Annotated in this window: 19 protein-coding genes and 1 pseudogene; 6 read left to right on the forward strand and 14 right to left on the reverse strand. The window is 72.0% G+C overall.

Annotation, left to right across the window (positions count from 1 at the left end):
- Positions 1 to 579, reverse strand: a pseudogene (locus tag ACYVD5_RS15060) (molybdopterin-binding oxidoreductase); the annotation flags it as partial.
- 154 nt (positions 580 to 733) lie between these two features.
- On the opposite strand from ACYVD5_RS15060, the gene sigK reads away from it, so the two are divergent.
- Together sigK and ACYVD5_RS15070 are read left to right on the forward strand one after the other, a co-directional pair.
- The gene (gene sigK, locus ACYVD5_RS15065; RefSeq protein WP_461001666.1) at positions 734 to 1,375 is read left to right on the forward strand and encodes an ECF RNA polymerase sigma factor SigK; all 642 of its coding nucleotides are present in this window, start codon (positions 734 to 736) and stop codon (positions 1,373 to 1,375) included.
- A complete protein-coding gene (locus tag ACYVD5_RS15070) occupies positions 1,372 to 2,226 on the forward strand; it encodes an anti-sigma factor (protein ID WP_461001667.1) in 855 nt (284 codons plus the stop codon). The genes sigK and ACYVD5_RS15070 overlap by 4 nt, the downstream gene beginning before the upstream one ends.
- A gap of 131 nt (positions 2,227 to 2,357) precedes the next feature.
- Here ACYVD5_RS15070 and ACYVD5_RS15075 read toward each other — a convergent pair whose 3' ends face one another.
- Positions 2,358 to 4,637, reverse strand: coding sequence for a serine/threonine-protein kinase (locus tag ACYVD5_RS15075; RefSeq protein WP_461001668.1), 2,280 nt, complete (start codon positions 4,635 to 4,637; stop codon positions 2,358 to 2,360).
- Positions 4,638 to 4,906: 269 nt separating this feature from the next.
- On the reverse strand, positions 4,907 to 7,642 hold the full coding sequence (acnA, locus tag ACYVD5_RS15080; protein WP_461001669.1) for an aconitate hydratase AcnA: 2,736 nt from the start codon (positions 7,640 to 7,642) through the stop codon (positions 4,907 to 4,909).
- A gap of 504 nt (positions 7,643 to 8,146) precedes the next feature.
- Between acnA and ACYVD5_RS15085 the strand changes: the two genes are divergently transcribed.
- Complete coding sequence (locus ACYVD5_RS15085; RefSeq protein WP_461001670.1) at positions 8,147 to 8,437, forward strand: hypothetical protein; 291 nt, start codon at positions 8,147 to 8,149, stop codon at positions 8,435 to 8,437.
- A gap of 92 nt (positions 8,438 to 8,529) precedes the next feature.
- Here ACYVD5_RS15085 and ACYVD5_RS15090 read toward each other — a convergent pair whose 3' ends face one another.
- The 3 genes from ACYVD5_RS15090 to ACYVD5_RS15100 form a co-directional block, all read right to left on the reverse strand.
- Positions 8,530 to 9,462, reverse strand: a complete 933-nt coding sequence (locus ACYVD5_RS15090; protein ID WP_461001671.1) for an LLM class F420-dependent oxidoreductase — start codon at positions 9,460 to 9,462, stop codon at positions 8,530 to 8,532.
- Positions 9,463 to 9,663: 201 nt separating this feature from the next.
- The gene (locus ACYVD5_RS15095; RefSeq protein WP_461001672.1) at positions 9,664 to 10,278 is read right to left on the reverse strand and encodes an MSMEG_1061 family FMN-dependent PPOX-type flavoprotein; all 615 of its coding nucleotides are present in this window, start codon (positions 10,276 to 10,278) and stop codon (positions 9,664 to 9,666) included.
- Between the two features lie 188 nt (positions 10,279 to 10,466).
- On the reverse strand, positions 10,467 to 11,699 hold the full coding sequence (locus ACYVD5_RS15100; protein WP_461001733.1) for a class I SAM-dependent RNA methyltransferase: 1,233 nt from the start codon (positions 11,697 to 11,699) through the stop codon (positions 10,467 to 10,469).
- A gap of 352 nt (positions 11,700 to 12,051) precedes the next feature.
- On the opposite strand from ACYVD5_RS15100, the gene ACYVD5_RS15105 reads away from it, so the two are divergent.
- The gene (locus tag ACYVD5_RS15105; RefSeq protein ID WP_461001673.1) at positions 12,052 to 12,735 is read left to right on the forward strand and encodes a potassium channel family protein; all 684 of its coding nucleotides are present in this window, start codon (positions 12,052 to 12,054) and stop codon (positions 12,733 to 12,735) included.
- Between the two features lies 1 nt (position 12,736).
- On the forward strand, positions 12,737 to 13,408 hold the full coding sequence (locus ACYVD5_RS15110) for a potassium channel family protein (protein WP_461001674.1): 672 nt from the start codon (positions 12,737 to 12,739) through the stop codon (positions 13,406 to 13,408).
- Between the two features lie 63 nt (positions 13,409 to 13,471).
- Here the strand turns inward: ACYVD5_RS15110 and ACYVD5_RS15115 are convergent, their stop codons facing one another.
- From ACYVD5_RS15115 to ACYVD5_RS15135, 5 genes are all read right to left on the reverse strand, one after another.
- Positions 13,472 to 14,368 (reverse strand): DUF3159 domain-containing protein, encoded by an 897-nt coding sequence (locus ACYVD5_RS15115; RefSeq protein ID WP_461001734.1) that lies wholly within the window; start codon positions 14,366 to 14,368, stop codon positions 13,472 to 13,474.
- A 350-nt stretch (positions 14,369 to 14,718) separates the two neighbouring features.
- Complete coding sequence (locus ACYVD5_RS15120; RefSeq protein ID WP_461001675.1) at positions 14,719 to 15,324, reverse strand: hypothetical protein; 606 nt, start codon at positions 15,322 to 15,324, stop codon at positions 14,719 to 14,721.
- Between the two features lie 5 nt (positions 15,325 to 15,329).
- A complete protein-coding gene (locus ACYVD5_RS15125; protein ID WP_461001676.1) occupies positions 15,330 to 16,172 on the reverse strand; it encodes a carbohydrate ABC transporter permease in 843 nt (280 codons plus the stop codon).
- Positions 16,173 to 16,177: 5 nt separating this feature from the next.
- Complete coding sequence (locus ACYVD5_RS15130; RefSeq protein WP_461001677.1) at positions 16,178 to 17,161, reverse strand: carbohydrate ABC transporter permease; 984 nt, start codon at positions 17,159 to 17,161, stop codon at positions 16,178 to 16,180.
- Positions 17,162 to 17,316: 155 nt separating this feature from the next.
- Entirely contained in the window at positions 17,317 to 18,588 is a 1,272-nt protein-coding gene (locus ACYVD5_RS15135) for an ABC transporter substrate-binding protein (RefSeq protein ID WP_461001678.1), read from the reverse strand.
- Positions 18,589 to 18,868: 280 nt separating this feature from the next.
- Here ACYVD5_RS15135 and ACYVD5_RS15140 point away from each other — a divergent pair, with 280 nt between their 5' ends.
- Positions 18,869 to 19,969 carry a serpin family protein gene (locus ACYVD5_RS15140; RefSeq protein ID WP_461001679.1) on the forward strand — a complete coding sequence of 367 codons (1,101 nt, stop codon included), beginning with the start codon at positions 18,869 to 18,871 and terminating at the stop codon, positions 19,967 to 19,969.
- Positions 19,970 to 20,127: 158 nt separating this feature from the next.
- Here ACYVD5_RS15140 and ACYVD5_RS15145 read toward each other — a convergent pair whose 3' ends face one another.
- The 3 genes from ACYVD5_RS15145 to valS all read right to left on the reverse strand — a co-directional run bounded on the left by ACYVD5_RS15145 (position 20,128) and on the right by valS (position 24,106).
- Positions 20,128 to 20,868, reverse strand: coding sequence for a DUF3710 domain-containing protein (locus ACYVD5_RS15145; RefSeq protein ID WP_461001680.1), 741 nt, complete (start codon positions 20,866 to 20,868; stop codon positions 20,128 to 20,130).
- 63 nt (positions 20,869 to 20,931) lie between these two features.
- Complete coding sequence (gene dut / locus ACYVD5_RS15150; RefSeq protein WP_461001681.1) at positions 20,932 to 21,405, reverse strand: dUTP diphosphatase; 474 nt, start codon at positions 21,403 to 21,405, stop codon at positions 20,932 to 20,934.
- A 118-nt stretch (positions 21,406 to 21,523) separates the two neighbouring features.
- On the reverse strand, positions 21,524 to 24,106 hold the full coding sequence (valS, locus tag ACYVD5_RS15155) for a valine--tRNA ligase (protein ID WP_461001682.1): 2,583 nt from the start codon (positions 24,104 to 24,106) through the stop codon (positions 21,524 to 21,526).
- Positions 24,107 to 24,147: the final 41 nt, after the last annotated feature.

The raw sequence follows: 24,147 nt of genomic DNA on the forward strand, positions 1-24,147 counted from the left end.
GTCCGCGCCCGCAGCGCCGGCGCCGCCCGGGGCGTCCGCGGCGTCCTCGCTGTCCGCCGCTGCGGGTGCGCTCGCGCGGACACCCTTACCCCGCGGAGCCGCACGCACGAGCATGCGCAGCAGGACCAGGGCCACCGCGCCGCCCGCCGCCGACGGCAGCGCGTAGACCAGGTCGGCTTCGGGGCGGGTCAGTGCGGCGGCCGCGCCGACGCCGGCCAGCACCGCGATCCCGGCGTCGCCGGTCCACCGGTCCCGCAGCGCCCCGACCCCGATCCCGGCCGCGAAGAGCGCGAGGAGCACCGCGGTGCCCGCGACGAGCAGCGGCCGGTCGGCCTCGCCGACGGTCGCCACCGCGAACTCCTTCAACGGCTGCGGTGTCAGGTCGATGACCGCTTGGCCGACCGCGATCAGCGGGGTGGCCTGGGGCCGGATCAGCGCGCCGGCGATCTCGGCGGTACCCAGTGCCGCGCCGGCGGCCACCAGGCCGCACAGCGCACCGATAAGCGGGCGGGGCCGCTCCTGCAGCGGCTGCGCGGCCGCCGGCGGAGCTGCTGGAGAGGTGCTCTGTTGATCGGACACGCCCCTGCTTCGGAGCGGTTGCACGCAGGGAGACGGCCAACTCGGTAACGAATCGGTTGCGGTGACGGCGGGCACCGTACAACGGGTCGCCGCGGCGGCCCCGGCTCCGAATGAGGATGGAACGATACAACGACGACAGTCGGAGCCGAGGACGGTGGCACGAGTGGAGCAGGCGATTCCAGCGCAGCCGCCGCGCCGGGCGGAAACCGCCGATGGCGCGGCGGACGGCGCGGGCGGGCCCGATGACGAACACCGGATGGCGGCGCTGCTGCAACGCACCGCACTGGGCGACCTGGGCGCCTTCGAGGAGGTCTACCGCGAGCTGTCGGGACCGGTCTTCGGCCTCGTCCGCCGCGTGATGCTGGACCGGGCCCAGGCCGAGGAGGTCACCCAGGAAGTGTTCACCGAGCTGTGGCGCCTGGCCGCCCGCTTCGACCCGGGCCGCGGCGGCGTGCGCGCGTGGGTGCTGACCCTCGCCCACCGCCGGGCGGTGGACCGGGTGCGTTCCGAGCAGTCCTCCTCCGCCCGCATGGAGGTGGCCGGGCGCATGGCGCCGGAGTCGTCCCCGCCCGATGACGTGGCCGAGCAAGTGGAGCACCGGTTGGAACGGGAGAAGGTGCGCCGCTGCCTGCGCCGGTTGACCGATCCGCAGCGCGAGACCGTGCGGTTGACGTACTACACCGGTTACACCCAGCGCGAAGCGGCCGAACTGCTGGGAGTGCCGCTGACCACGGTGAAAGGAAGACTGCGCGACGGGCTGATCCGACTGCGCGACTGCCTGGGGGTGATGGTGTGAGCCTGCCCGATCACGACGTGCACGGGCTGACCGCCGGATATGCGGTCGACGCGCTGAGCGGCACCGAGCGCGAACGCGCCCGCAAGCACATCGAGGAGTGCGCCGATTGCCGGCGCGACCTGACCGAGTTCCACGCCACCACCGTGCGGCTGGCCTACGCCCAGGCCGAGCGCCCGGCCGAGGCGGTCTGGGAGCGGCTGCGGGCCTCGGTGCCCAACGTCCGCCAACTGCCGCCCGAGACCGCCGACTCGCGGCCCGCCGAGGACAGCGGGGGCGCCGAGACCAAGCAAGGGACCGAGGGGGCCACGGCTGCACCGGGCGCCGGCGCAGGAACGGGCGGCGGGGACGGCGGCGCCGAGGGCGGCGGCCGGGTCATCAGCATGTCCGGCCACCGCAAGTGGCGGCGCCGGCTGCCGTGGCTGCTGACCGCGGCCTGCGCAATGCTCGTCCTGGTGCTGGGCGGAACCGTGGTGGCCATGGACCAGCGCATGCAGCAGATGAGCCAACACACCGCAAAGGTCGAGGCGTTGCTGAGCGCATCCGACACCGACATGCGCGAACAGCCGGTCAGCCGGAGCCAGGCCCAGGCGACCGTGTTCACCTCCGAAAGCAGCGACATGGTGATGGTGATGGTCGACGGCCTGCCGCCCGCGCCCGACGGCATGGGCTACCAGATGTGGTACGTCGACAACTCCGGGATGCGATCGGCCGGCATGCTGGAACGCTCCGGCGAGGGCCGTTACTCCGGCATGTCCGGCGACCTCGGCTCAGCCGAGCAACTGGGCATCAGCCTGGAACCGGCCGGCGGCATGCCCGAGCCCAGCGACGAGCCGATGAAGCTGAAGCTTTAGCCCTCGGCCCCTTGATCGGCCGCCGCGCTCGGGTCGGCCTGCCGCGGAACACCGGCACGGCAGGCCGCCCGGGCCGTGCCGATGGGCCGGCCCGGGGGCGCCGGAACGGTTGGCCGCCCGGAAGATGGCCGTCACCCGCCGCACGCTGCGCGCACGGCGCGCAGTTCGGCCCGCATCCGCTCTGCGCCCTGGCCGAGCCGGGCGGCGTGGTCGCGGAGTTGGTGGAAACGCGCCTGCGCAGCCTGCACCGCGGTCGGGTGGCCGTTGCGCGGGCCACTGAACCGGCCGACCACCCCCTGGGCGATCCAGGCCGCCAGCCAGGCCAGCGCACCGGCGACGCACCAGGCCAGAGCCGCATCGGTTTCGCCGGACTGCTCCAGCACCAGCGCAACAACGCCGCCCAGTACCACCATCCACGGGCTGAAGCGCAGCAACCGCCTGATGCGGTACAGCCGGGCCTCGCGGACCCAGCTCGCGGCCGCCGCCTCGCGCTCCCGCTCCGCCTGGACCAGCTCCGCGTTCCACTGGGCGCTGCTCAGGCCGCTGTCGCGAGCCGCGCCCGTCAGCGAGGCCACGGTCGCCGCCGTGCCCGCACGGGCCGGCCCCTGCTCGCGTTCGACGGCGCCCCACAGCGCCTCGTACCACTCCTGGACCTGCGGGTGACCGCCCGCGTCGGGACGCACCGGGCGGTCCGGATCGAACAGCAGTGCCAGGATGAGCGCGGAGTCGACCGCGGCGTGCTGAGCGAGGCGCGGCACGGCCTCCTCCAGCCTGCGGCGAAACACCCCGGCAGCCTGCTCGGCCGCTGCGAGGTCGTCTGCCGTCCGCTGCAGGTCGGCCCGGCCCGGATCGTCGTGCAGCGCCAGCAGGTGCAGCACCTCCGGCCGCGCCAGCATCAGCAACTCGTTGTCCGGCGGCGCCCCGGTGAAAGCAGGGCGGATCCGGGCGAAACGCTCGCGCAGGTCGGCAAAGGCCGCCGGGCGTCCGCGGAAGACCGGCGGCAGGTCCGGGCGCTGCTGGACGATGAACCAGGCGACGGTCCGGTTGGCGTCGCCGGAGCGGCGCCGGAAGATCGACCGGTCGGTAACGGTGTCGCCGATGTCGTCGACCAGCCATGCCCCCAATGCGGCACGCTCCTCCTCGTCACTGAAGACACCGACAGCCGCCGTCCAGTCGGTCTGCATGGCTGCGGCCAAGGAGCCCGGATCCGTGCAGCGGTGCCCGGCGAACCAGTAGGGCGGCACACCCGAACCGCCACCGCGCCCGAGGTCGGCGGGGCCGGGGCCCGCGGGTGGCGGGTCTCCGGGCGCGGGAGTCGGCGTCGGCGTCGGCGATGCCGTGTTCCGGACGTTTCCTGCTGGGGTTTCGGCAACCGGCGCGGACCCGCCTGGTGGGCCGGGCGCCTCTCCAGGGGAACCGGGGGTGCCCGGCGCGAGGTTGGTGTAGAGCAGTGTGCCGGCGCGGCCCTGGTCGCCGGCGGCGGCGCCATCGGTGGCGGTCTCGACCCGGGTCGCACCGTCCCGAGCGCGCTCGACCCGGGTGAGCGTGTCGCGTTCGGCGCGGGTGGCGGCATCCGTCCCCGCGCCGGTGTCCCCCGCCGCGTCGGGCGCGTGCGAGCCCAGCAGCATGTCCAGCAGCGTGCGGGAACCGGGGCGGTTCGCAGCGTCCTTGTCCAAGCACGCGAGTACGACGGGCAGCAGCGGTCCGGCCAGGTCACCCGTGTCCGGTTCGCCGGTGAGGACCCGGGTGGTCCGGGCGGCCTGGGTCGGCGCGGCGAACGCCTCGCGCCCGGTGGCGGCGTAGATCATGACCGCTCCCCAGGCGAACACGTCGACGGCCGGGGTGAGCCGCGCCCCTTCGAGCTGCTCGGGCGCCATGTATCCGATGGTGCCGACGATGCCGCTGGCGGTCATCGACGTGGCCTCGATCGCGCGGGCGATACCGAAGTCGATGACACGGGGGCCGTCGCCGGCGAGCATGATGTTGCCGGGCTTGAGGTCGCGGTGCACGACCCCGGCGCCGTGCACGGCGGCCAGGGCGGTCGCGGTGGCCACGGCCAGCCGGTGCAGGTCGGCGCCGCGCCGCGGGCCCCGGTCGCGTACGTCGGCTTCCAGAGTCGGCCCGTCGACGTACTCCGTGGCGATCCAGGGCTGATCGGCTTCGGGATCGGCGTCCTGGATCTCGGCGACGCAGAAGCCGCTCACCCTGCGCGCCTGGGCCACCTCGTCGGCGAAGCGGCGGCGCATGTCGCCGTCGCCCGCCCAGGTGGCGTGCAGCAGTTTCACCGCAGCCCGGCTCCCGTCGGGCGCCTGGGCGAGAAAGACCTCGCCGAACCCGCCGCGTCCCAACGGCTCGATGAGCCGGTACGGACCGGCGAAGCGGTCGCCGGAACCGGTGCCGCCCTCGCTCATGCTGTCCTTCCCACGCCATGCCGACACGTGCAGGACGACATTATCGGTGCTGCGGTATATCGCAGGACCGGTACCTGCGTTCCGGTTGGCCGCATCCGGCTGGCGGCGCGGTTGTCCCCGGTGGCGGCGCCGGCCGATACGAAATGCCGGATACCGCGAAAACAGGGCCGCCGCCCGTCTGCGACGGACGGCGGCCCTGCTGCTGTACCGGTGTGCTCCCCGCGGCGGACGCCGGGGGCCGTGGCCCCTGCCCGGTGCGGGTGCAGCGCCTACTCGGTGATGAGCTGGCGCAGCACGTACTGCAGGATGCCGCCGTTGCGGTAGTAGTCGGCCTCGCCGGGCGTGTCGATGCGCACGTCGGCGTCGAACTCCACACCGCTGTCGGTGGTCACCTTGACCGTCTCGGGCACCCGGCCCTCGTTCAGCCCGGTGATACCGGTGATGGTGAAGGCCTCCTCACCGCTGAGCCCGTAGGACTCGGCCGAGTGCCCCTGCGGGAACTGCAGCGGCAGCACGCCCATGCCGATCAGGTTGGAGCGGTGGATGCGCTCGTAGGACTGGGCGATGACCGCCCGCACGCCCAGCAGGGCGGTGCCCTTGGCGGCCCAGTCGCGCGAGGAACCCGAGCCGTATTCCTTGCCGCCCAGCACCACCAGCGGCGTGCCCTGGGCGGCGTAGTTCTGCGCGGCGTCGTAGATGAAGGCCACCGGCGCCTCGGAGGCGTTGCCGGCCTGGGTGAAGTCCCGGGTGTAGCCGCCCTCGGTGCCCGGCGCGATCTGGTTGCGCAGGCGGATGTTGGCGAAGGTGCCGCGGATCATCACCTCGTGGTTGCCCCGCCGCGAGCCGTAGGAGTTGAAGTCCTTGCGCTCGATGCCGTGGGCCTTGAGGTACTGGCCCGCCGGGGTGTCGGGCTTGATGGCGCCGGCCGGCGAGATGTGGTCGGTGGTGACCGAATCGCCGAGCTTGGCCAGCACGCGCGCACCCGCGATGTCGGTAACCGGCTCCGGCTCGGCGCCCATGCCCTCGAAGTACGGGGGCTTGCGCACGTAGGTGGAGTCGGCCTCCCACTCGAAGGTGTTGCCCGTGGGCGTGGGCAGCGAGCGCCACCGCTCGTCACCGGCGAACACGTCGGAGTAGGCGTCCTCGTACATGTCCGAGGCGATCGCCGAACCCATCACGTCCTCGATGGCCTCGGGCGTGGGCCAGATGTCGGCCAGGTAGACCGGCTCGCCGTCGGTACCGGTGCCCAGCGGCTCGGTGGTGATGTCGATGTCCATCGACCCGGCCAGCGCGTAGGCCACCACCAGCGGCGGCGACGCCAGATAGTTCATCTTGACGTCGGGGTTGATACGGCCCTCGAAGTTGCGGTTGCCCGACAGCACCGAGGTGACCGCGAGGTCGTTGTCCTGGACGGCCTTGGAGACCTCTTCGGGCAGCGGGCCGGAGTTGCCGATGCAGGTGGTGCAGCCGTAGCCGACCAGGTTGAACCCGAGCTTGTCCAGGTAGGGCGTCAGACCGGAGCGCTCGTAGTAGTCGGTGACGACCTTGGAACCGGGCGCCAGCGAGGTCTTCACCCACGGCTTGCTGGTCAGGCCCTTCTCCACCGCGTTCTTGGCCAGCAGGGCGGCGCCCAGCATGACCGAAGGGTTGGAGGTGTTGGTGCACGAGGTAATCGCGGCGATGACCACGGCGCCGTGGTCGACCTCGGTCTCGGTGCCGTCGGCCAGGGTGACCTGCACGGGGTTGCTGGGACGCTGCCCGTTGTGCGGCTGCGCCGGGGCGTCGGAGGCCGGGAACGACTCGTCGGAGGCCTCGTCGACCGGGTTGGTGACGTAGTTCTGCACATCGCTGCGCCAGGCCGGCTTGGCCGTGGACAGCGCGATGCGGTCCTGGGGCCGCTTGGGGCCGGCGATGGAGGGGACGACGTCGCCCAGGTCCAGCTCCAGGTACTCGGAGTAGACCGGCTCCTGGTCGGTGTCGTGCCAGAGGCCCTGCTCCTTGGCGTAGGCCTCGACCAGGCGGGTCTGGGACTCCGGGCGCCCGGTCAGCTTCATGTAGCGGATGGTCTCCTCGTCGATCGGGAAGATCGCCGCGGTGGAACCGAATTCCGGGCTCATGTTGCCGATGGTCGCGCGGTTCGCCAGCGGCACCGACGCCACGCCGTCGCCGTAGAACTCCACGAACTTGCCGACGACACCGTGCTCGCGCAGCATCTCGGTGACGGTGAGCACCAGGTCGGTGGCAGTGGTGCCCGGCTTGAGCGAGCCGGTCAGCTTGAAGCCGACCACCCGCGGGATGAGCATGGAGATCGGCTGGCCGAGCATCGCGGCCTCGGCCTCGATGCCGCCGACGCCCCAGCCCAGCACGCCCAGGCCGTTCTGCATCGTGGTGTGGGAGTCGGTGCCCACACAGGTGTCGGGGTAGACCTGGCCGTTGCGGACCATGGCCACGCGGGCCAGGTGCTCGATGTTGGCCTGGTGCACGATCCCGGTTCCGGGCGGGACGACCTTGAACTCGTCGAAGGCGGTCTGGCCCCAGCGCAGGAACTGGTAGCGCTCGCGGTTGCGCTCGTACTCGATCCCGACGTTGCGCTCGAACGCGTCGGGGCGTCCGAAGATGTCGACGACCACGGAATGGTCGATGACCAACTCGGCCGGCGCCAACGGGTTGATCTTCGCGGGGTCGCCGCCGAGGTCGCCGACGGCCTCGCGCATGGTGGCCAGGTCCACCACGCAGGGAACCCCGGTGAAGTCCTGCATGATCACCCGCGCGGGGGTGAACTGGATTTCCCGGGTGGGCTGGGCCTCGGGGTCCCATTGGCCCACTGCCCGGATGTGCTCGGCGGTGACGTTCGAGCCGTCCTCGGTGCGCAGGAGGTTTTCCAGCAGCACCTTCAGGCTGTAGGGGAGCCGCTTGGAGCCCTCAACGGAGTCCAAGCGGAAGATCTCATACGACTCTTCGCCAACGCGGAGCGTGTCACGGCTGCCGAAGCTGTTCGCGGACACGGTGTTTGCCTCCTGATCTCGCCACTTTCTCCCGGCATCCTGCCGTAGCGCAGGCGCCGGGACACCACTGAGGCTGCCCTTATCGAGATGGCCCGGACGTGCGGGGGCGCCGCGCCCACGCACACGCCGGCTCCCCCGTTCTACCAGCGATGTCCGCCCCGGCCCGGTCGCCGCGCGTGCGGCACCGGTCGGCGCGTGGCACGGTCGTGACGTGCGGGGGCGGCGGCCGGTGCGGCCTGTCCCGTGTACCACTGCCTCATTTTTTATCTCGATATCAAGGTATCCAACGAATATCTCGACATCAAGTTAACTCTCCGGCGGCTCGTGCGTGAACGTGCCGGAACCCCGCAGCGGTCCCGGCACGTCCAATTACGTGCGCACACGCGGCGATTGGCGAGCGGACACCTGCGGCGGCGCCGCGCCGGCCACCCCGATGCCGGCAGTCGACCGCCAATCGCCAAAACCGACAAGCCACACACCGGAACAACCTAAGGAGCCCCCGCGATGCAGTCACTGCGCGATCTGCTCATCTTCGTCCTCTGCGGCTTCGCGCTGATCGTCTGGGGCTTCATCACACTGCTGTCGCCCGGAGCCGCCGATATCACCTCGGCGGGCTCGCCCTACTGGACCATCCCGCTGGGTGCGCTCATGATCGCCGCCGGGTTCGCCGTCCGGTCGATCGCACGACGCCGCCGCGGCACCGCGGCACCCGGACGGACCGAGACCGAGGCGGCCGCGGCAGGCACCGAAGACGAGTCCCGCGGCCCCGGGGACGCCGCACCGCCGGCGCCATAAAACACAGCCGCAGCGCGGCCGCCCGGCGGCGCCGGCGGGCAAGGCCTCTGCCGGCCGGCACCGCCCGCTAGGCAGCACCGGCCAAAGCGCTCCTAGCGGAGCTGGCGGGCCACCTGGGAGGCGATCAGTTCCAGGTGGTCCAGGTCGGACTGGTCGAGCACCTGCAGGTAAAGCCGCTCGGCGCCGATATCGGCGAACCTGCCGATCTTCTCCACCACCTCGGCCGGCGAACCGGCCAGCCCGTTGCTCCGCAGCTCGTCGGGGTCGCGCCCGATCGCCGCCGCGCGCCGGTTCACCTCGGCCTCGTCGCGCCCGCAGCAGACCACCTGCGCCGCCGAGTAGACCATCGGCTCGCTGCGCCCGGCCGCACGCACCGCGGCGCGCACCCGCTCGAAAGCGGCCCCGGTGTCCTCGACCGAGGAGAACGGCACGTTGTACTCGTCGGCGTGGGCCGCCGCCAGCCGCGGTGTGCGCGTGGGGCCGGTGCCGCCGATCAGCACCGGCGGGCGCGGCGCCTGCTGGGGCTTGGGCAGCGCAGGCCCTTCGGCGAAACGGTAGTGGCGCCCCTCATAGCGGAAGTTCTCGCCCACCGGCGTCGCCCACAGGCCGGTGATGACGTCCAACTGCTCCTCGTAGCGGTCGAACCGCTCCCGGGCCGTGGCCGGGAACGGGATGCCGTAGGCGGTGTGCTCATCCTCATACCAGCCCGCCCCGAAACCGAACTCGATGCGGCCGCCGCTCATCCGGTCGACCTGGGCCACCGCGATGGCGAGCGGGCCGGGATGGCGGAAGGTCGCGGCGGTCATCAGCGTGCCCAACCGGACCCGCGAGGTCTCGCGCGCCAGTCCGGCGAGCGTCACCCAGGAGTCGGTCGGCCCGGGCAGGCCGTCGCCGTCGCCCATGTGCAAAAAATGGTCCGAGCGGAAAAAAGCATCGAAACCAAGGTCCTCGGTTGCCTTTGCGACCGCCAGCTGGGTGTCATAGGTCGCACCCTGCTGCGGTTCGGTGAAGATCCTCAAGCGCATGAGTACATTGTCGTACCGCCGAGCCCAAGGGCGGAACCGAAACGCACGGGGCACTCCCGCCACATCGGCCGCATCCGGCCCGCGCGCCCCAGCGGCAACCGGGGCCGGGGCACCGGGCCGGGCGGGCGACCTGGGACGATCCAGCGACCGCCCCCGCATCGCGGCCGCCGCCGGCCCGCACGGCGGGTCATTGATTCATCCTCAGTACGGGTCGCGGGCCCCGCGCTCGAGGGCGGCGTCGAACACTTCGGCGGGCAGCTCGGACCCGGCCTGGCTGCGGGCGATCCGCCCCCCGCTGGGAACGTCGCCCGGATCCGGCCACTGGGCCGTGTCCCACAGCGACGAGCGGACAAAGGCCCGGCTGCAGTGCAGGAACAGTTCCTCCACCCGCACCTCGACGGCCAACCGGGGTGTTACGCCCCGCATGGCCATCCGCTCCAGGTAAGGGGCTTCGGCGACAATCCGGGCGCGGCCGTTGACCCGCACGGTGTCCCCCGACCCGGGCACGAGGAACAGCATGCCGACCTGCGGGCGCTCCAGGATGTTGCGGAGGCTGTCCAGGCGGCGGTTGCCCTTGCGGTCGGCAAAGGCCAGCGTGTGGTCGTCGAGCACCAGGACGCTTCCGGGAGGGTCGCCGCGGGGCGAGACATCGCAGGATCCGTCCTGCGCCGAGGTCGCCAGTAGGAAGAACGGACTCAGTTCGATGAAACCGCGCGACTCGGCATCGATGTGGGCGATGCCTTTCTCCGCGATGGCCCGCACCGCCGGTTGCACATATTCACGCAGCTCCGCAACCGTTCCGATGGTCTTCGTCATACGTCCTCCCGCGTGGCAGCCGCGACCGGAGCGGCCGTGCAACCAATGGCCGATCGTTCAAGTGACCCGTCAAACCGTGGCCGAGCGCGGCGGACGTTCCGCGGTGGCCGGCCAAGCGGTGGCAGGGGGAGGCGGGGCCGGGGCGGGGGCGGGGGCGACCGCTCCCCCGCCCCGGCCCCGCTCGGCACTCAGGCGCGCTGCAGGACCGCCAGGCACTCCACGTGGTGGGTCATGGGGAACGAGTCGAACGCGCGCAGCTGGACGAGCTCGTAGCCCTCCTCGGCAAAGGCCGCGAGGTCGCGGGCCAGGGTCGCCGGGTCGCAGGAGACATAGGCCACCCGGCGGTTGCGGAGCTCGGCGAGCTGGCGTGCCACCTGGGTGCCCGCACCCGTGCGCGGCGGGTCGAGTACCGCCACGTCGACCCGCATGTCGACCCATTCGCGCAGCTGGGCGCCGACGTCGGCCTGCTGCACCCGCGCCCAGGGCAGATCGCGCAGGTTGTGCCGGGCGTCGCGTACGGCCTCGGCGTCGTCCTCAACGCCCAGGACGCGGCCCTCGGACCCCACCGCTTCGGCCAGGCCCGCGGCGAACAGGCCCACGCCGCAGTAGAGGTCCAGCGCGGTTTCGCCGGGCCGGGGTGCCAGCGCCTCGACGACGGCTTCGGACAGCACGCCCGCGGCTGCCGGGTGCACCTGCCAGAACCCGCCGGCGCTGATGCGGAATTCGCGGTCGCCGACCTGTTCGCGGACGTGGCGCCGGCCCTTCACCTGCTGCACGCGGCCGTTGCGGAACCGGCGCAGTACCGCCGCCGAGGACTTGGGCTCGGGCAAGTTGGGCAGCTTGGCGCCCTCGGCGGTGACCACCAGCGCGGTGTCGCGCGTGGTTCCCGAGGCCACGGCCTCGACCTCGCGGACCTGCGGCCAGTCGAGGTCGGTGACGCCGAGCCCGTCGACCTGCGGGTGGGCGATCCGGCAGTGGTCGACCGGTTCGATCTCGTGCGAACGGTGGCGGCGCAGCCCGGCGCGGCCGGTGTTGTCGACGGCAAAGCGCACCCGGGTGCGCCAGCCCAGACCATCCGGGGCGCCGGGAAGCTCCTCGACCTGCACTTCGCGGTCGATTCCGGCGATGCGGCGCAGCTGTTCGGCGACCACCTCGCCCTTGATGCGGCGCTGGGCCTCAAGCGAGGCGTGCTGCCAGTCGCAGCCGCCGCACTTTCCGGGTCCGGCAAAGGGGCAGGGCGCCTCGACACGGTCGGGCGAGGCCTCCAGCACCTCCATTGCGTCGGCGCGCAGGAAGCGCTTGGTCTCCTCGGTCACCCGCGCGCGCACCAGCTCGCCCGGCAGCGTGTGCCGGACGAAGACGACTCGCTCGTCGTGGCGTGCAACGCACCAGCCCCCATTGGCGGCGCCTTCGACACGCAGTTCCAATTCAGCGCCGGCGAGCCCGGACTCCGGGGACTCGCGCACGGCGGACTTCGGCGCACGGCTCAATGCAGACGACCTCCGGAAGACGGGGACCATTCGGGCTTCGCGCAGGTGACTCCCCGCGCAGCGCCACCGCCCATCTGCCGCCACTCTAGCCGAGCGCACACACCATCCGTCCCTGCCGCGGGCTGCGGCGGACCCCGCGCCGCCGCACCGGCCGAGCCGCATCGGCCCCGGTCGGACGCTGCGGCGGGGAGCTGCACACCGGCGCTGCGTTGGGTATACCGTCGCCCAGGGGCGCGCGGCAGCCGTGTCCGGCCCCGTGGACAACGGCAGGAGCGGGTGAGCAGTGCACATCGTGATCTTGGGATGCGGGCGCGTGGGTTCGACGCTCGCCCACACACTGGAGGACAGGGGCCACACGGTCGCCGTGATCGACCAGGAGCCCGAGGCGTTCCGCCGGTTGCGCCCGGCCACCGCAAAGGCCGCCGTGCCCGGCGCGGGCCAGGACCGCGATGTGCTGGTCTCGGCGGGCATCGAGTCGGCGTCCGCGTTCGCCGCCGTCAGCAGCGGCGACAACTCCAACATCATCACCGCACGGGTGGCACGCGAGACCTTCGGCGTGGAACACGTCGTGGCGCGCATCTACGATCCCCGGCGCGCCGCCGTCTACCAGCGGCTGGGCATCGCCACCGTCGGCACGGTGCACTGGACCGCCGACACCATCCTGCGCCGCCTCGTCCCCGGCTCCCCCGGCCTGGACCTCGGTCCGCTGTGGCGCGACCCCTCCGGCAGCCTGGTCATGACCGAGGCTCCGCTGGCCCCGCCGTGGATCGGCCGGCGCGTCGAGCAGCTTGAGGGCGCGTTCCCGCTGCGGGTCGCCTACCTGGTGCGGGCCGGGCACATGTTGCTGCCCCGCGGCGACGAGACGCTGCAGGCCGGCGACGTGCTGCACATCCTCGCGCGCGCCGAGGACATCGACCGGATCCAGACCCGCCTCGGCGAGGCGGCCGACGACAGGCAGGGAGACTAGGATGCGCGTCGCGATCGCGGGAGCGGGCAGCGTGGGGCGCTCCATCGCAGGCGAGCTGAGCGGCAGCGGGCACGACGTGCTGCTGATCGACCGCAATTCCCGCGCCATCGGCGTCGACGAGCTGCCGCATGTCGAGTGGCTGCTGGCCGACGCCTGCGAGCTGGCGTCGCTGGAGGACGCGCGGTTGAGCGGCTTCGACGCCGTGGTGGCCGCCAGCGGCGACGACAAGGTCAACCTGGTGGTGTCGCTGCTGGCCAAGACCGAGTTCGGCGTGGGCCGCGTCATCGCCCGCATCAACGATCCCCGCAACGAGTGGCTGTTCAGCGACACCTGGGGCGTCGACGTGGCGGTCTCCCCGCCGCGGATGATGGCCGCCCTGGTGGAGGACCTGGATGTCGAGGAGGACGCCTCGGACGTGCTGAGCGCGCTGTCGCTGCCGCAGACCGACCTGCTGGAGTTCACGCTCCCGGCGGGCACCCCGCACGCGGGCCGCACCCCGGGCGACCTCGCGCCGTTGCTGCCGGAGGGCATCGTGCTGGTGGCCGTGGTGCGCGACGGCCGCGCCCAGGCGCCCGACGCGCAGACGCGGCTGCAGGGCGGCGACGACCTCGTGTTCCTCAGCAGCGCGGAGTCGGTGGACGAACTTGGCGCTCTGCTGGCCCCCGGCTCCTGAGCCGGTGCCGTGCACGGCACCGGTGCGCCGCCAAGCAGACGAGCAGGACTTCTTCCACCGGGCTTAGTCGGCGGCCCGCTGCCCTGACGCCGGGTGCGGGCCGGCGGTGCCGGGCTCGGCCGTGCCGCCGCCGTTGCCGTCGGTCCCGGTCGCGGCCAGGCCCTCGGGGCCGACCGGGGTGCGCCCGCGGGTCAGCAGCCAGACCATGCCCGCGAACGCGGCCACCTGCAGCGGCCACCCCATGGCGATCTTGGAGATGCCCAGTAGGGCGAAGGTGCTGGCCACGCCGTAGCTTTCGGCCGCCCACAGGGGCAGCTGGACCGCCACGCGGATCACGCACGGCAGCACCAGCAGCCAGGTCAGCCGCGAACTGAGCCGCACCACCGCGGGGTTGTGGCGCCAGGCGGTGACATCGCCGGTGACGCCGCCGATCAGCAGTCCCATCGCCGGCCAGCGGATCAGGATGGTCAGGGTCAGCACCACCGCGTAGACGGCGTTGTAGATGATGCCCGGCAGCGCGAAGTCCTCGGCGTCGCCGCTGCGCAGCGCGAAAACCGCGGCGATGCCCATCCCGAAGAGGCTGTTGACCACGAACTGCACCGAGGAGCGCTGGACCAGCCGGATGACGGCCAGCACGATCGCCAGCGCGAACCCCAGACCCAGCGCCAGCTGCAGATCCTCCAGCGCCATGAAGGCGAGGGTGAAGCTCAGGGTGGGGATGGCGGTCTCGACCATGCCGCGCTTGCCGCCCAGGGCCTTGGACAGCTGGCTGCGCACGACCGCCTCGACGGTGTCCTCGGAGACCTCTTTGGCGTTTTCGGCGCCATCGGCCCCATCGGCCTCTTGGGCGCCGTCCGCGGACGTGTTGCCGGTTCCGGCGGAATCGGCGGTACCGGTGTCCGGGCCGCCGGAACCGGAGGCGGAGCCGTCCTGTCCGTCGGGGCCGTCGGGACCGAACAGCACCGCGGAGACCTCGTCCGCCGAGCCCCGCTCGGGCTGCACCGCCGCGGGCTCGGCGCCGCTGCCGCTGCCGGAGCCCGCGTCGGTCTGCGGCCGCCCACCGGCGGAATCGGCGGTATCGGCGGCTCGGTGGTGCTCGGTCATAGGGCTCCAGCTTCCGTCAGGCGGTTACGCCCACCACCCTAGGGCAACGGCTGCGCGATCTTCAGCGGACACGATGGATATGCCCGGCTGCACCCGGTATGCCGTACTGATCGTGTCGCCGGCACCGCCTGCGCCCATGAGTCGGCCGCCTCCGGAACGGACCCGTCCGGAGGCGGCCGCCCCGCAGCGGCGGTCCCGGGCGGAGGTCACCCTCCTCCGCCGCGCTTGTCCACGACCACCGCGGCGAGCAGCAGGCAGCCTGCCAGCGGCAGCAGCGCCGGCGGCACCGCCCAGGCCACCGCGGCCGTGACCGCCAGCGCCACCGCCAGCAGGACCGTTCCCACCGGGTCGGCGCCCGACCGCACAAAGGCCGCGCGGAATGCGCTGCGCCAGTGCCCGCCGGGCCGCCACGCCGCCGCCGCGCGCAGGCCCAGCACCGCAGCACCGGCCGCTGCGGCGGCGCAGGCGGCCAGTACCGCTGCCTCCCCGGGGACCTCGAAGGCCGCCACGACGAGCATGTCGCCGAGCAGCACCGCCACCAGGCCGGCGCAGGCCGCACCGGCCCGCCAGGAACCCGGCCAAGCTGCGCGCAACCGGTTCACGAACTCGCCCGCCCCGGTGGCGCCCTCGCCATCGGTGTGCGCGCGCACGTGGGCGCACCCGGCCGCCGCGGCGGCCGGCAGCGTGACCAGCGCCAGACCGGCGGCCAGGGTGAACACGCCCGCCAGCAGGCACTCGCCGAACAGGGCCGCGCGGGAAACCGCCGGCCGCCGCGGCGGCGCGGGCGGCCGGGCCGTCGGGTCGGCGGGCACCGGCATCACCCCTTCAGCCCGCTGGTGGCCATCCCCTGCACCAGCAGCCGCTGGAACGCCAGGAAGAACAGCACGACCGGGATGAGCGCGATCACCGACATGGCGATCATCGCGCCGAAGTCGCTGGTGCTGGTCTGGTCGGCGTACAGCCGCAGCGCCAGCGGGATCGGGAAGCTCTCGGGGGTGTTCAGGTAGATGAGCGGCGCGAACAGGTCGTTCCAGCTCCAGATGAAGGCGAAGATGGCGGCGGTGCCGAACGCCGGCCGCGACAGCGGGGCGATCACGTGCCAGAAGATGCCCCAGTACCCGCAGCCGTCGATGCGGGCGGCCTGGTCCAGCTCGCGCGGCAACTGGCGCATGAACTGCACCATCAAAAACACGAAGAACGCCTCGGTGGCCAGGAACTTGCCCGCCAGCAGCGGCACGTAGGTGTCCACCAGGCCCAGCTGCTGGAAAATGATGTACTGGGGGATGATGACCGCGTGGAACGGCATCAGCAGGGTGGCGATCATCAGCACGAACATCGTGTTGCGTCCGCGGAACCGCAGCCGGGCGAACGCGTAGGCGGCCAGCGCCGAGGACGCCACCGTGCCGGCCACGGTCAGCACCGCCAGCAGCAGCGAGTTGCCCAGAAACCGCCACACCGGGATGCCCGCCATCCCCTCCAGCGCGCGGCCGTAATTGTCCAGCACCGGCTGATCGGGCACCAGCCCGCTACCGCCGACGATGTCGTGGGTGGGGGTGAACGACGCCCCCGCCACCCACACCAGCGGGTACATGATCAGCCCGAGCAGTGCCAGCGCCAGACCGTGCCAGAGCACGCGGCGGGACCAGGTAGCGGCGGCCATGGATCTCATCGGCCCTCGTCTCCGGAGTAGAACACCATCGTCCGCGACATCCGGAACAGGACCACGACCACCAGTCCCGCTCCGAGGATGAGCATCCAGGCCATCGCCGAGGCGTAGCCCATTTGGTAGTGGGTGAAGGCCTGCTGGTAGAGGTACAACGTGTAGATCAGCGTCGAGCCGGCCGGTCCGCCGGTGCCGCTGCTGATCACGAATGAGGCCGTGAACACCTGGAAGGCGTTGACCGTCTCCAGCAGCAGGTTGAAGAACAGCACGGGCGAGATCATCGGCAGCGTGATGGCGCGGAACCGGTGCCACCAGCCGGCGCCGTCGACCTCCGCGGCCTCGTAGTACTGCCGCGGCACCTGCTTGAGGCCGGCCAGGAAGATCACCATCGGCGCGCCGAACTGCCAGACCGCCAGCAGCACGAGCAGCAGCAGCGCGTAGTCGGGGTTGCCGACCCACCCGCCGGTGTCCACACCGACCGACCGCAGTGCCCGGTCCACCACCGCGTCGTCGCTGAACAGCGCCCGCCACACCAGCGCCACGCTCACACTGGCGCCCAGCAGGGAGGGCGCATAGAAGGCGGAGCGGTACAGGCCCTGGCCGCGGTGCGGCGCCGCAAGCAGCATCGCCACGGCCAGCGCCAGGCCAAGCTTCAGCGGTACGGCCAGCACCATGTAGGCGCCGGTGACGCGGATCGACTGCAGCCACTGGTCATCGGTGAACAGCCGGAGGTAGTTGTCCAGCCCCACCCAGGACGGCGCGGTGAACAGGTTGTAGTCGGTGAAGGACAGGTAGAGCGAGGCCAGCATCGGGCCCAGGGTCAGCACGAGGAAGCCGAGCATCCACGGCGACAGGAAGGCATAGCCCGCGGCGCCCTCCAAGTTGCGCTTGGGCCGGCGCCGGCGGGCGCGCCCCGTCGGGGCCGGGGCTGCTGCGGGCACCGCGGGGCGCTGCCCGCGATCGGTGCCCTGGATGGTCCGGGCCATCTGCGCGGTCTCCTTCCGGCCTGCTCGGCTGGTGCGCTGCTTGGCTGCTTGGCCGTTCAGGTGCTTGGGTGCTTGGGCGCTGCTTCGGGACAGGCCGACAGCGCCGGGCGGGCCGCGCCGGCGGTACCGGCCGACCCGCGCGGGCCCGGTCGGCGCTATGCGGCGCTCAGCGTGCGCTCGGCGAAGGCGACGAACTCGGCCGCGGCGTCGTCCGGGCTCATCTGGCCGTGCTGCACCTCTTCGGCAAGGCGGATGAACTCGGTCTCCAGGGCGCCGGCGCCGGCCGGGGGCGCGGAGGGCGCCTCCTGCAGGTTCTCCATGCGGCCGTCCTCGTACTCGACGACCGCCTTGTCGGCACCCGTGTAGTCGATCGCCTCGCGCTGGGGCGTGGTGGCCGGGATCCCGCGGTTGCCGCCGAAGATCTCGGCGACGCGGGGGTCGTTGACCATGAAGTCGATCAGCTGCGCGGCCGCCTCGGGGTCGGCGGTTCGGGCCGAGGCCGACAGCAGCATGGAGGGCTTGAGGTACTGCCCGGACCGCCCGGTGTCGGTGGGCAGCGGCGCGAGCTCCAAGTCGAGGTCGGATTCCTCGACGTAGCGGGTGAGCATGTTGTCCCAGGTGAACTCCGAGGCCGCCAAGTCGGCGCCCAGCGGGGCGAGCGGCTTGACCTGCTCGGCTTCGGACGCCGGCACAACAGCGCCGTCCCCGCGCAGGTCGGCGGCGCTGTCCCAGAACTCGGCGAGCCGCTCCTCGGTGAAGCCGAGCTCGCCGCCGTCGGTGAACAGCGCCTCGCCCTCCTGGCGCAGCTGCGCCTCCAGCACCCAGATCAGCCCGGTGTAGTCGGCCGCGCCGTAGGGCTCGCCGCCGGTATGCTCGCTGACCTTGCTCAGCGCCTCGTCGTACTCCGCCCAGGTCCAGCCGTCCTCGGGCATGGGCGCGCCCGCCTCCTCGAACAGGGCCGGGGCGTAGGCGAGCGAGAAGGTGTTGCCGCCGATGGGCATCCCGTAGCGGGCGCCGTCGATGACTCCGGCGCTGCTGAGGCCTTCCAGCAGGCCGCCGGTGTCGAGGCTGCCGCCCTCCTGGCTCTTGAGATCGAGCAGCACGCCGCGTTCGCTGTACTCGCGCAGGTAGGCGTTGTCCATCTGCAGCACGTCGGGCATCCCGCCGCCGGCCACCTGGGTGGAAAGCTTTTCCCAGTACGTGTCGTACTCGGAGAACGTCGGGGTGACGGTGATGTCGGGGTGCTCCTTCTCGAACAGGGCGATGGCTTCGCGCATCAGCCCGGCCCGCTCGGCATTGCCCCACCACGCGTAGCGCAGCTCAGGCGGGCCGCTGTCCCCACCGCCGCCGCAGCCCGACGCCACGAGCCCGAGGGCGACCGCAACCGCCGCGGCCGACTTCGCCGCGCCGCCCCTTCGCTTCACCATGGTGGTAACCGCCCTTCTCTGGGCTACTCTGCTACGGATCCGGATGATTGAATCGATTCAAGGAAAGCGCTTCCCGACCAGTCGAACGCTCAGATTAAGCTCCGCGAAACCTCCCGTCAATACTGCTAAGGCATCGGCCGCACGCAGGGGCCGGCCTGCACCGGCGCGGGCACGGCCGTGCAGGCGGCGCCGACCGGTACCGGCGATCCTCCGCGCACCGCGGACGCGGGCGTTAGCCTGGCCGCAGAGCCGGCCCGCGATCCCGCCTGGAGTGAACGCGATGAAGGTGTCCCTGCGCCCCGACCACGTCGACTTCGCGCTGCGAATCAACGCCGCACTGGCCGATGCGGGCCTGGAGGAACGGGCGTGGTCGCCCCTGTCGGTCGCGCGAGCGCTGGGGCTGGTGGCCACCGGCGCCCGCGGCGCCACCCGCCGCGAGTTCGAGAACCTGCTCGGAAGCGGTATCGACGCCGATCTCGCCGCGCTGGACGACGCCATCGCCGACGGGCCCGAACTCGCGTCCTCGACCGGCCTGTGGGTGCGCCGCGACCTCGCGGTGTACCCGGAGTTCGAGGCGGCCGTGCGCGCCCGGCCGGATTCGGCCGTACACACCGCCGACTTCGCCGCTGAGGCCGACCGGGTGCGCCGCGAGGCCAACGCCGAGGTCGCCAAGGTCACCCGCGGGCTCATCGAGGAGCTGCTGCGGCCCGGCGACATACACCCTTCCACGCAAGCACTGCTGCTCAACGCCCTGTGGGTCCGCCTGCGCTGGTCCGAACCGTTCGACACCCGCGCGACCGCGCCCCAACCGTTCCACACGCCCTCGGGCACCCGGCGAGTGCCCATGATGCGCCGCCGCGGGCGCCGCCCCTACGCCAAGGCCGCCGGATGGCAACTGGCGACCCTGCCCGCAGGCGACGACCTCGCACTGGACGTGCTGCTACCCGACTCCCCGGACGAGGGCACCGCCCCCACGGTCCAGGCGCTGTCGGCGCTCTACCGCGCGGCCGCCGCAACCGACGTCGACCTCGTGCTGCCGCGCTTCGAGGTGCGCTCGCGCACGCAGCTCTCCACGACCCTGGCCGATACCGGCCTCTCCACCGCCTTCACCGACCGGGCCGACCTCTCGGGGATCTGCGAACGGCCCCTGCGCATCGACGAGGTCGTCCACGAGGCCGTGCTGCGCGTCGACGAGAAGGGGGCGGTCGGCGCGGCCGCCACAGCGGTGGTGATGCGCACGGTCGCCGCGGTCACCGGAAAGCCCGTCAAGCTGGTCTTCGACCGCCCCTTCGCCTTCGTCCTGCGGCGCCGCACCGCGGTGCTGTTCCTGGGCTCGGTCACCGCACCGCAGGACCCGGGACCGGCCGAGCCTGCGGAGTGACATCGCGTGGCAGCAAGCAGGAGCAGTAGGGAGCACCTGGGCGACGGCCCGCTGTGCGGCGTCGGGGCCAGCGGCGATGATCATGCAGAAATGCCCGTCTCAGCTTTGAAATCCAGGCAAATCTGCATGATCATTGGTGCGCCCACTGACCCGCCGTTCTAGGCACCCGCCTGGCCGTCGCCGGAGCTGCGGCGGTTCTGCTCGGCCGCCTGGGCCATGGACTGCTGGATCTCCTGCGGTACGACGATCGGCAGCATCTCCCGCGGCGGCGCCGGGTTTTCGCCCCGGACCACGACCACCTGCTGGAACAGTTCCTCGACCTCGGCCATCGCCTCGGCCTTGGAGGCGCCCTCGCCGCGGATCACGCCGTGCAGTACCCACCGCGGGCCGTCGACGCCGATGAAGCGCACGCGCTCGCCGAGCCGGCGGCCCTGGTCGTCGGTGCGGCCCGAGACCGGCACGACCGCGCGCAGCTCCGGCCCGAAGGTACCGTCGAAGTCTTCGACCTTGCCGCCCTGCGAGGTCACCTGCGTGCGCAGCTCCTCGCGCATTTCGTCCCAGATACCGCTTGACTTGGGGGCCGCAAAAGGCTGCACCTGCAGCGCCGAACGCTGGGTGCGCAGGGTGACACCGATGATCCGGTTCTGCTGCTGGGCCACGTTCACCTGGATCTCGACACCCGCGCGGACCGGGATCCGCACCGCGCCCAGATCCATGCGCTGGACCTCGGCCGGCGGCTGCTCCGCGGCGTCCCAGGGGCCGTCGACCCGGTGGCGGTCGGCGTCCTTCTCGGGCTCGGGCGGGTCAGCGGGCCGGCCGGGGAAGTCGGCCGCGCCGGTGCCATCGGCAGCTGCGTCGGCGCCCTGACCGGCCTTCTTCTTGCGTCGGCGTCCGAACACGCCTTACACCTCTCCCGCTTCGTCGTCCCCGGTGACTATGGCGCCGGGGCTGCTGATCGTCAACTACTGCGCCGCGTGGCCGCCGGTTGAACCGAAGCCGCCCGTACCGCGCACGGACTCCGGAAGCGTGTCGACTTCGCGGAACTCCGCCCGTTCGACACGCTGGATGACCAGCTGGGCGATGCGGTCGCCGCGGGCCAGTTTGACCGGGGCCTCCAGGTCGGTGTTGAGCAGGGTCACCCGCACTTCGCCGCGGTAGCCGGAATCGACGGTGCCGGGGGCGTTGACAAGGGTCAGCCCGCACCGTGCCGCCAGGCCCGAGCGGGGGTGCACGAAGGCGGCGTAGCCCTCGGGCAGCGCAATGGCGATGCCGGTGCCGACCACCGCCCGATGCCCGGGTTGGACCACGACGTCCTCGGCGGTGACAAGGTCGGCGCCGGCGTCGCCGGGGTGTGCGTAGCCCGGCAGGGGCAGGTCGGGATCGATGCGGCGGATGAGGACCTGGGTCGCGCCGCCGTTGCGGGTCTCACTACTCACACTGAGCGAGCTTATCGCGGTCGGGGGCCTTTCTTCGACGCCCCGGCCCGGCTGCAGACCGGTTGCGCCCCTGGCCCGCCCCCGGTGCGCAACCGGGGCGGGCCGGGCGCGGGATCGGCTACTGCGCGGGGTCCTGCGGTTCGGGCAGGCTGACCTCGACCTGGAGTTCGGTGTCGTCGGTGGCCTCGAAGTCGAGCCGGGCTGCGCGCCCTGCCGCAGCGAGGTCGTCGCCGGCCAGCCGCGCGTGGCCGACGTTCTTGCCGCGCACCGCGACCTGCTCGACCTCGGCGCGCATCGAGAGTTTGGCCTCGGACTTGGCCTTGCGGATCATCCGCAGGACCTCCGAAGCCGAAGCCAGCACCAGCGGGTCGCCCTCGCGCGCGGCGGAGCGGAACTCTTCGGCCGAGGGCCAGGCCCCAGCGTGCACCGAGCCCTCGTGCCACCAGCTCCAGACCTCGTCGGCGACGAAGGGCAAGAACGGCGCGAACAGCCGCTGCAGCGCCGAGAGCGCGATCAGCAGGGCCGCACGCGCCGAGGCCGCGGATTCGGCGGAGGTGTCGTAGGCACGGGCCTTGACGAGTTCCAGGTAGTCGTCGCAGAACTCCCAGAAGAACCGCTCGACCCGTTCCAGCGCGCGGGTGTGGTCGTAGGTGTCGAAGGCGGCGGTGGTGTCGCCGACGACATCGGCGAGCGCGGCGAGCATGGAGCGGTCCAGCGGCTCGGTGACCGCAGCGGGGTCGGCCGCGGTGTCCTCGCCGGCCACCGACAGCGCGAACTTGCTGGCGTTGAGGATCTTGATGGACAGCCGCCGCCCGACCTTCATCTGGCCTTCGTCCAGCGCGGTGTCGGCGCCCAGCCTGCCACTGGCGGCCCAGTAGCGGATGGCGTCGGAGCTGTACTTTTCCAGCAGGTCGATGGGTGTGACGACGTTGCCCTTGGACTTGGACATCTTCTTGCGGTCGGGGTCGAGGATCCATCCGGAGATGGCGGTGCCGCGCCAGGGCAGGCTGCCGTGTTCGAAGTGCGAGCGCACCACGGTGGCGAACAGCCAGGTGCGGATGATGTCCTGGCCTTGGGGCCGGAGGTTCATCGGGAAGACCCGCTCGAAGAGGTCGGGGTCGCGCTCCCAACCGCCGGCGATCTGCGGGCTCAGCGACGAGGTGGCCCAGGTGTCCATGATGTCGGGGTCGCCGGTGAATCCGCCGGGTTGGCCGCGCTGGTCGGGGGTGTAACCCGCAGGGGCATCGGAGCTGGGGTCGATGGGCAGGTCGGCCTCAGCCGGCACCAGCGGGGAGCCGTATTCGGGGTTGCCCTCGGCGTCGAGCGGATACCACACGGGGAACGGCACGCCGAAGAACCGCTGGCGGCTGATCAGCCAGTCGCCGTTGAGGCCCTCGACCCAGTGCTCGTAGCGCGAGCGCATGTGGTCGGGGTACCAGTCGAGTTCGCGCCCGCGCGCCAGCAGGTCGGCGCGTACGCCGGAATCGCGCCCGCCGTTGCGGATGTACCACTGGCGGGTGGTGACGATCTCCAGCGGCTTGTCGCCCTTTTCGTAGAACTTCACCGGGTGGGTTATGGGGCTGGGTTCGGCGAGCAGGTCGCCGGATTCGCGCAGCAGTTCGACGGTGCGTTCGCGGGCGGTGTGCACGGTGGCCCCGGCCAGGCGGGCGTAGGAATCGCCGCCGCCGGCGGCGGCCACGGCCTCGGGGGGATCGGCCACGATGCGGCCGTCCCAACCCACGACCGGGCGGGTGTCGAGTTGGAGTTCGCGCCACCAGGTGACGTCGGTGGTGTCGCCGAAGGTGCAGATCATCGCGATTCCCGACCCTTTTTCAGGGTCGGCGAGGCGGTGGGCCTTGACCGGGACCTCGACACCGAAGACCGGGGTGCGCACCGTGGTGCCGATGAGGTCGCGGTATCGGGGGTCGTCGGGATGGGCCACCAGCGCGACACATGCGGGCAGGAGTTCGGGACGCGTGGTCTCGATGACGACGGGTTCGCCGTCGGCGCGGTGGAAAGCGACCTTGTGGTAGGCACCGGGGCGTTCGCGGTCCTCGAGTTCGGCCTGGGCCACGGCGGTGCGGAAGGTGACGTCCCACAGGGTGGGGGCCTCGGCCATGTAGGCCTCATCGCGCGCGAGGTTGCGCAGGAAAGCGCGCTGGGACGCGGCACGGGAGTCGGAGTCGATGGTGGCGTAGGTGTAGCGCCAGTCGACGCTGAGGCCCAGCCGGCGCCAGATGCCTTCGAAGACCTTTTCGTCTTCGGCGGTCAGCCGGTCGCACAGCTCGATGAAGTTGCGCCGCGAGACCGGCACCTGCCGCTTGGGGTCGGGCTTGGCGGGCGGGGCGAAACCGGGGTCGTAGGCGACCGAGGGGTCGCAGCGGACGCCGTAGAAGTTCTGCACCCGGCGCTCGGTGGGCAGGCCGTTGTCGTCCCAGCCCATCGGGTAGAACACCGTCTTGCCGCGCATGCGCTGGAAGCGGGCGACGGTGTCGGTGTGGGTGTAGGAGAACACGTGGCCGATGTGCAGCGATCCCGACACCGTGGGCGGCGGGGTGTCGATCGAGTAGATATCGGCGCGGGGCCGGGTGCGGTCGAAATGGTAGACGCCGGACTCGTCCCATACGTCGACCCATTTCGCCTCGATACCGTCGAGCGAGGGCTTGTCGGGCACGCGGAAGGCACGAGAGCGGTTGGTCATGGGCCCAATGGTATTGCTTTCGCGCCCCTGATCGTTCCGCT

Source organism: Streptomonospora sediminis, from assembly GCF_054778995.1.

What these genes read in the sequence shown, in the direction of transcription:
- ACYVD5_RS15095 (WP_461001672.1), bottom strand. Translation starts at nt 10,278, where the DNA reads ATGACGAAGACCATCGGAACGGTTGCGGAGCTGCGTGAATATGTGCAA.
- ACYVD5_RS15110 (WP_461001674.1), top strand. Translation starts at nt 12,737, where the DNA reads ATGCGCGTCGCGATCGCGGGAGCGGGCAGCGTGGGGCGCTCCATCGCA.
- ACYVD5_RS15125 (WP_461001676.1), bottom strand. Translation starts at nt 16,172, where the DNA reads ATGGCCGCCGCTACCTGGTCCCGCCGCGTGCTCTGGCACGGTCTGGCG.
- ACYVD5_RS15140 (WP_461001679.1), top strand. Translation starts at nt 18,869, where the DNA reads ATGAAGGTGTCCCTGCGCCCCGACCACGTCGACTTCGCGCTGCGAATC.
- ACYVD5_RS15135 (WP_461001678.1), bottom strand. Translation starts at nt 18,588, where the DNA reads ATGGTGAAGCGAAGGGGCGGCGCGGCGAAGTCGGCCGCGGCGGTTGCG.
- ACYVD5_RS15085 (WP_461001670.1), top strand. Translation starts at nt 8,147, where the DNA reads ATGCAGTCACTGCGCGATCTGCTCATCTTCGTCCTCTGCGGCTTCGCG.
- valS (WP_461001682.1), bottom strand. Translation starts at nt 24,106, where the DNA reads ATGACCAACCGCTCTCGTGCCTTCCGCGTGCCCGACAAGCCCTCGCTC.
- ACYVD5_RS15090 (WP_461001671.1), bottom strand. Translation starts at nt 9,462, where the DNA reads ATGCGCTTGAGGATCTTCACCGAACCGCAGCAGGGTGCGACCTATGAC.
- ACYVD5_RS15075 (WP_461001668.1), bottom strand. Translation starts at nt 4,637, where the DNA reads ATGAGCGAGGGCGGCACCGGTTCCGGCGACCGCTTCGCCGGTCCGTAC.
- ACYVD5_RS15130 (WP_461001677.1), bottom strand. Translation starts at nt 17,161, where the DNA reads ATGGCCCGGACCATCCAGGGCACCGATCGCGGGCAGCGCCCCGCGGTG.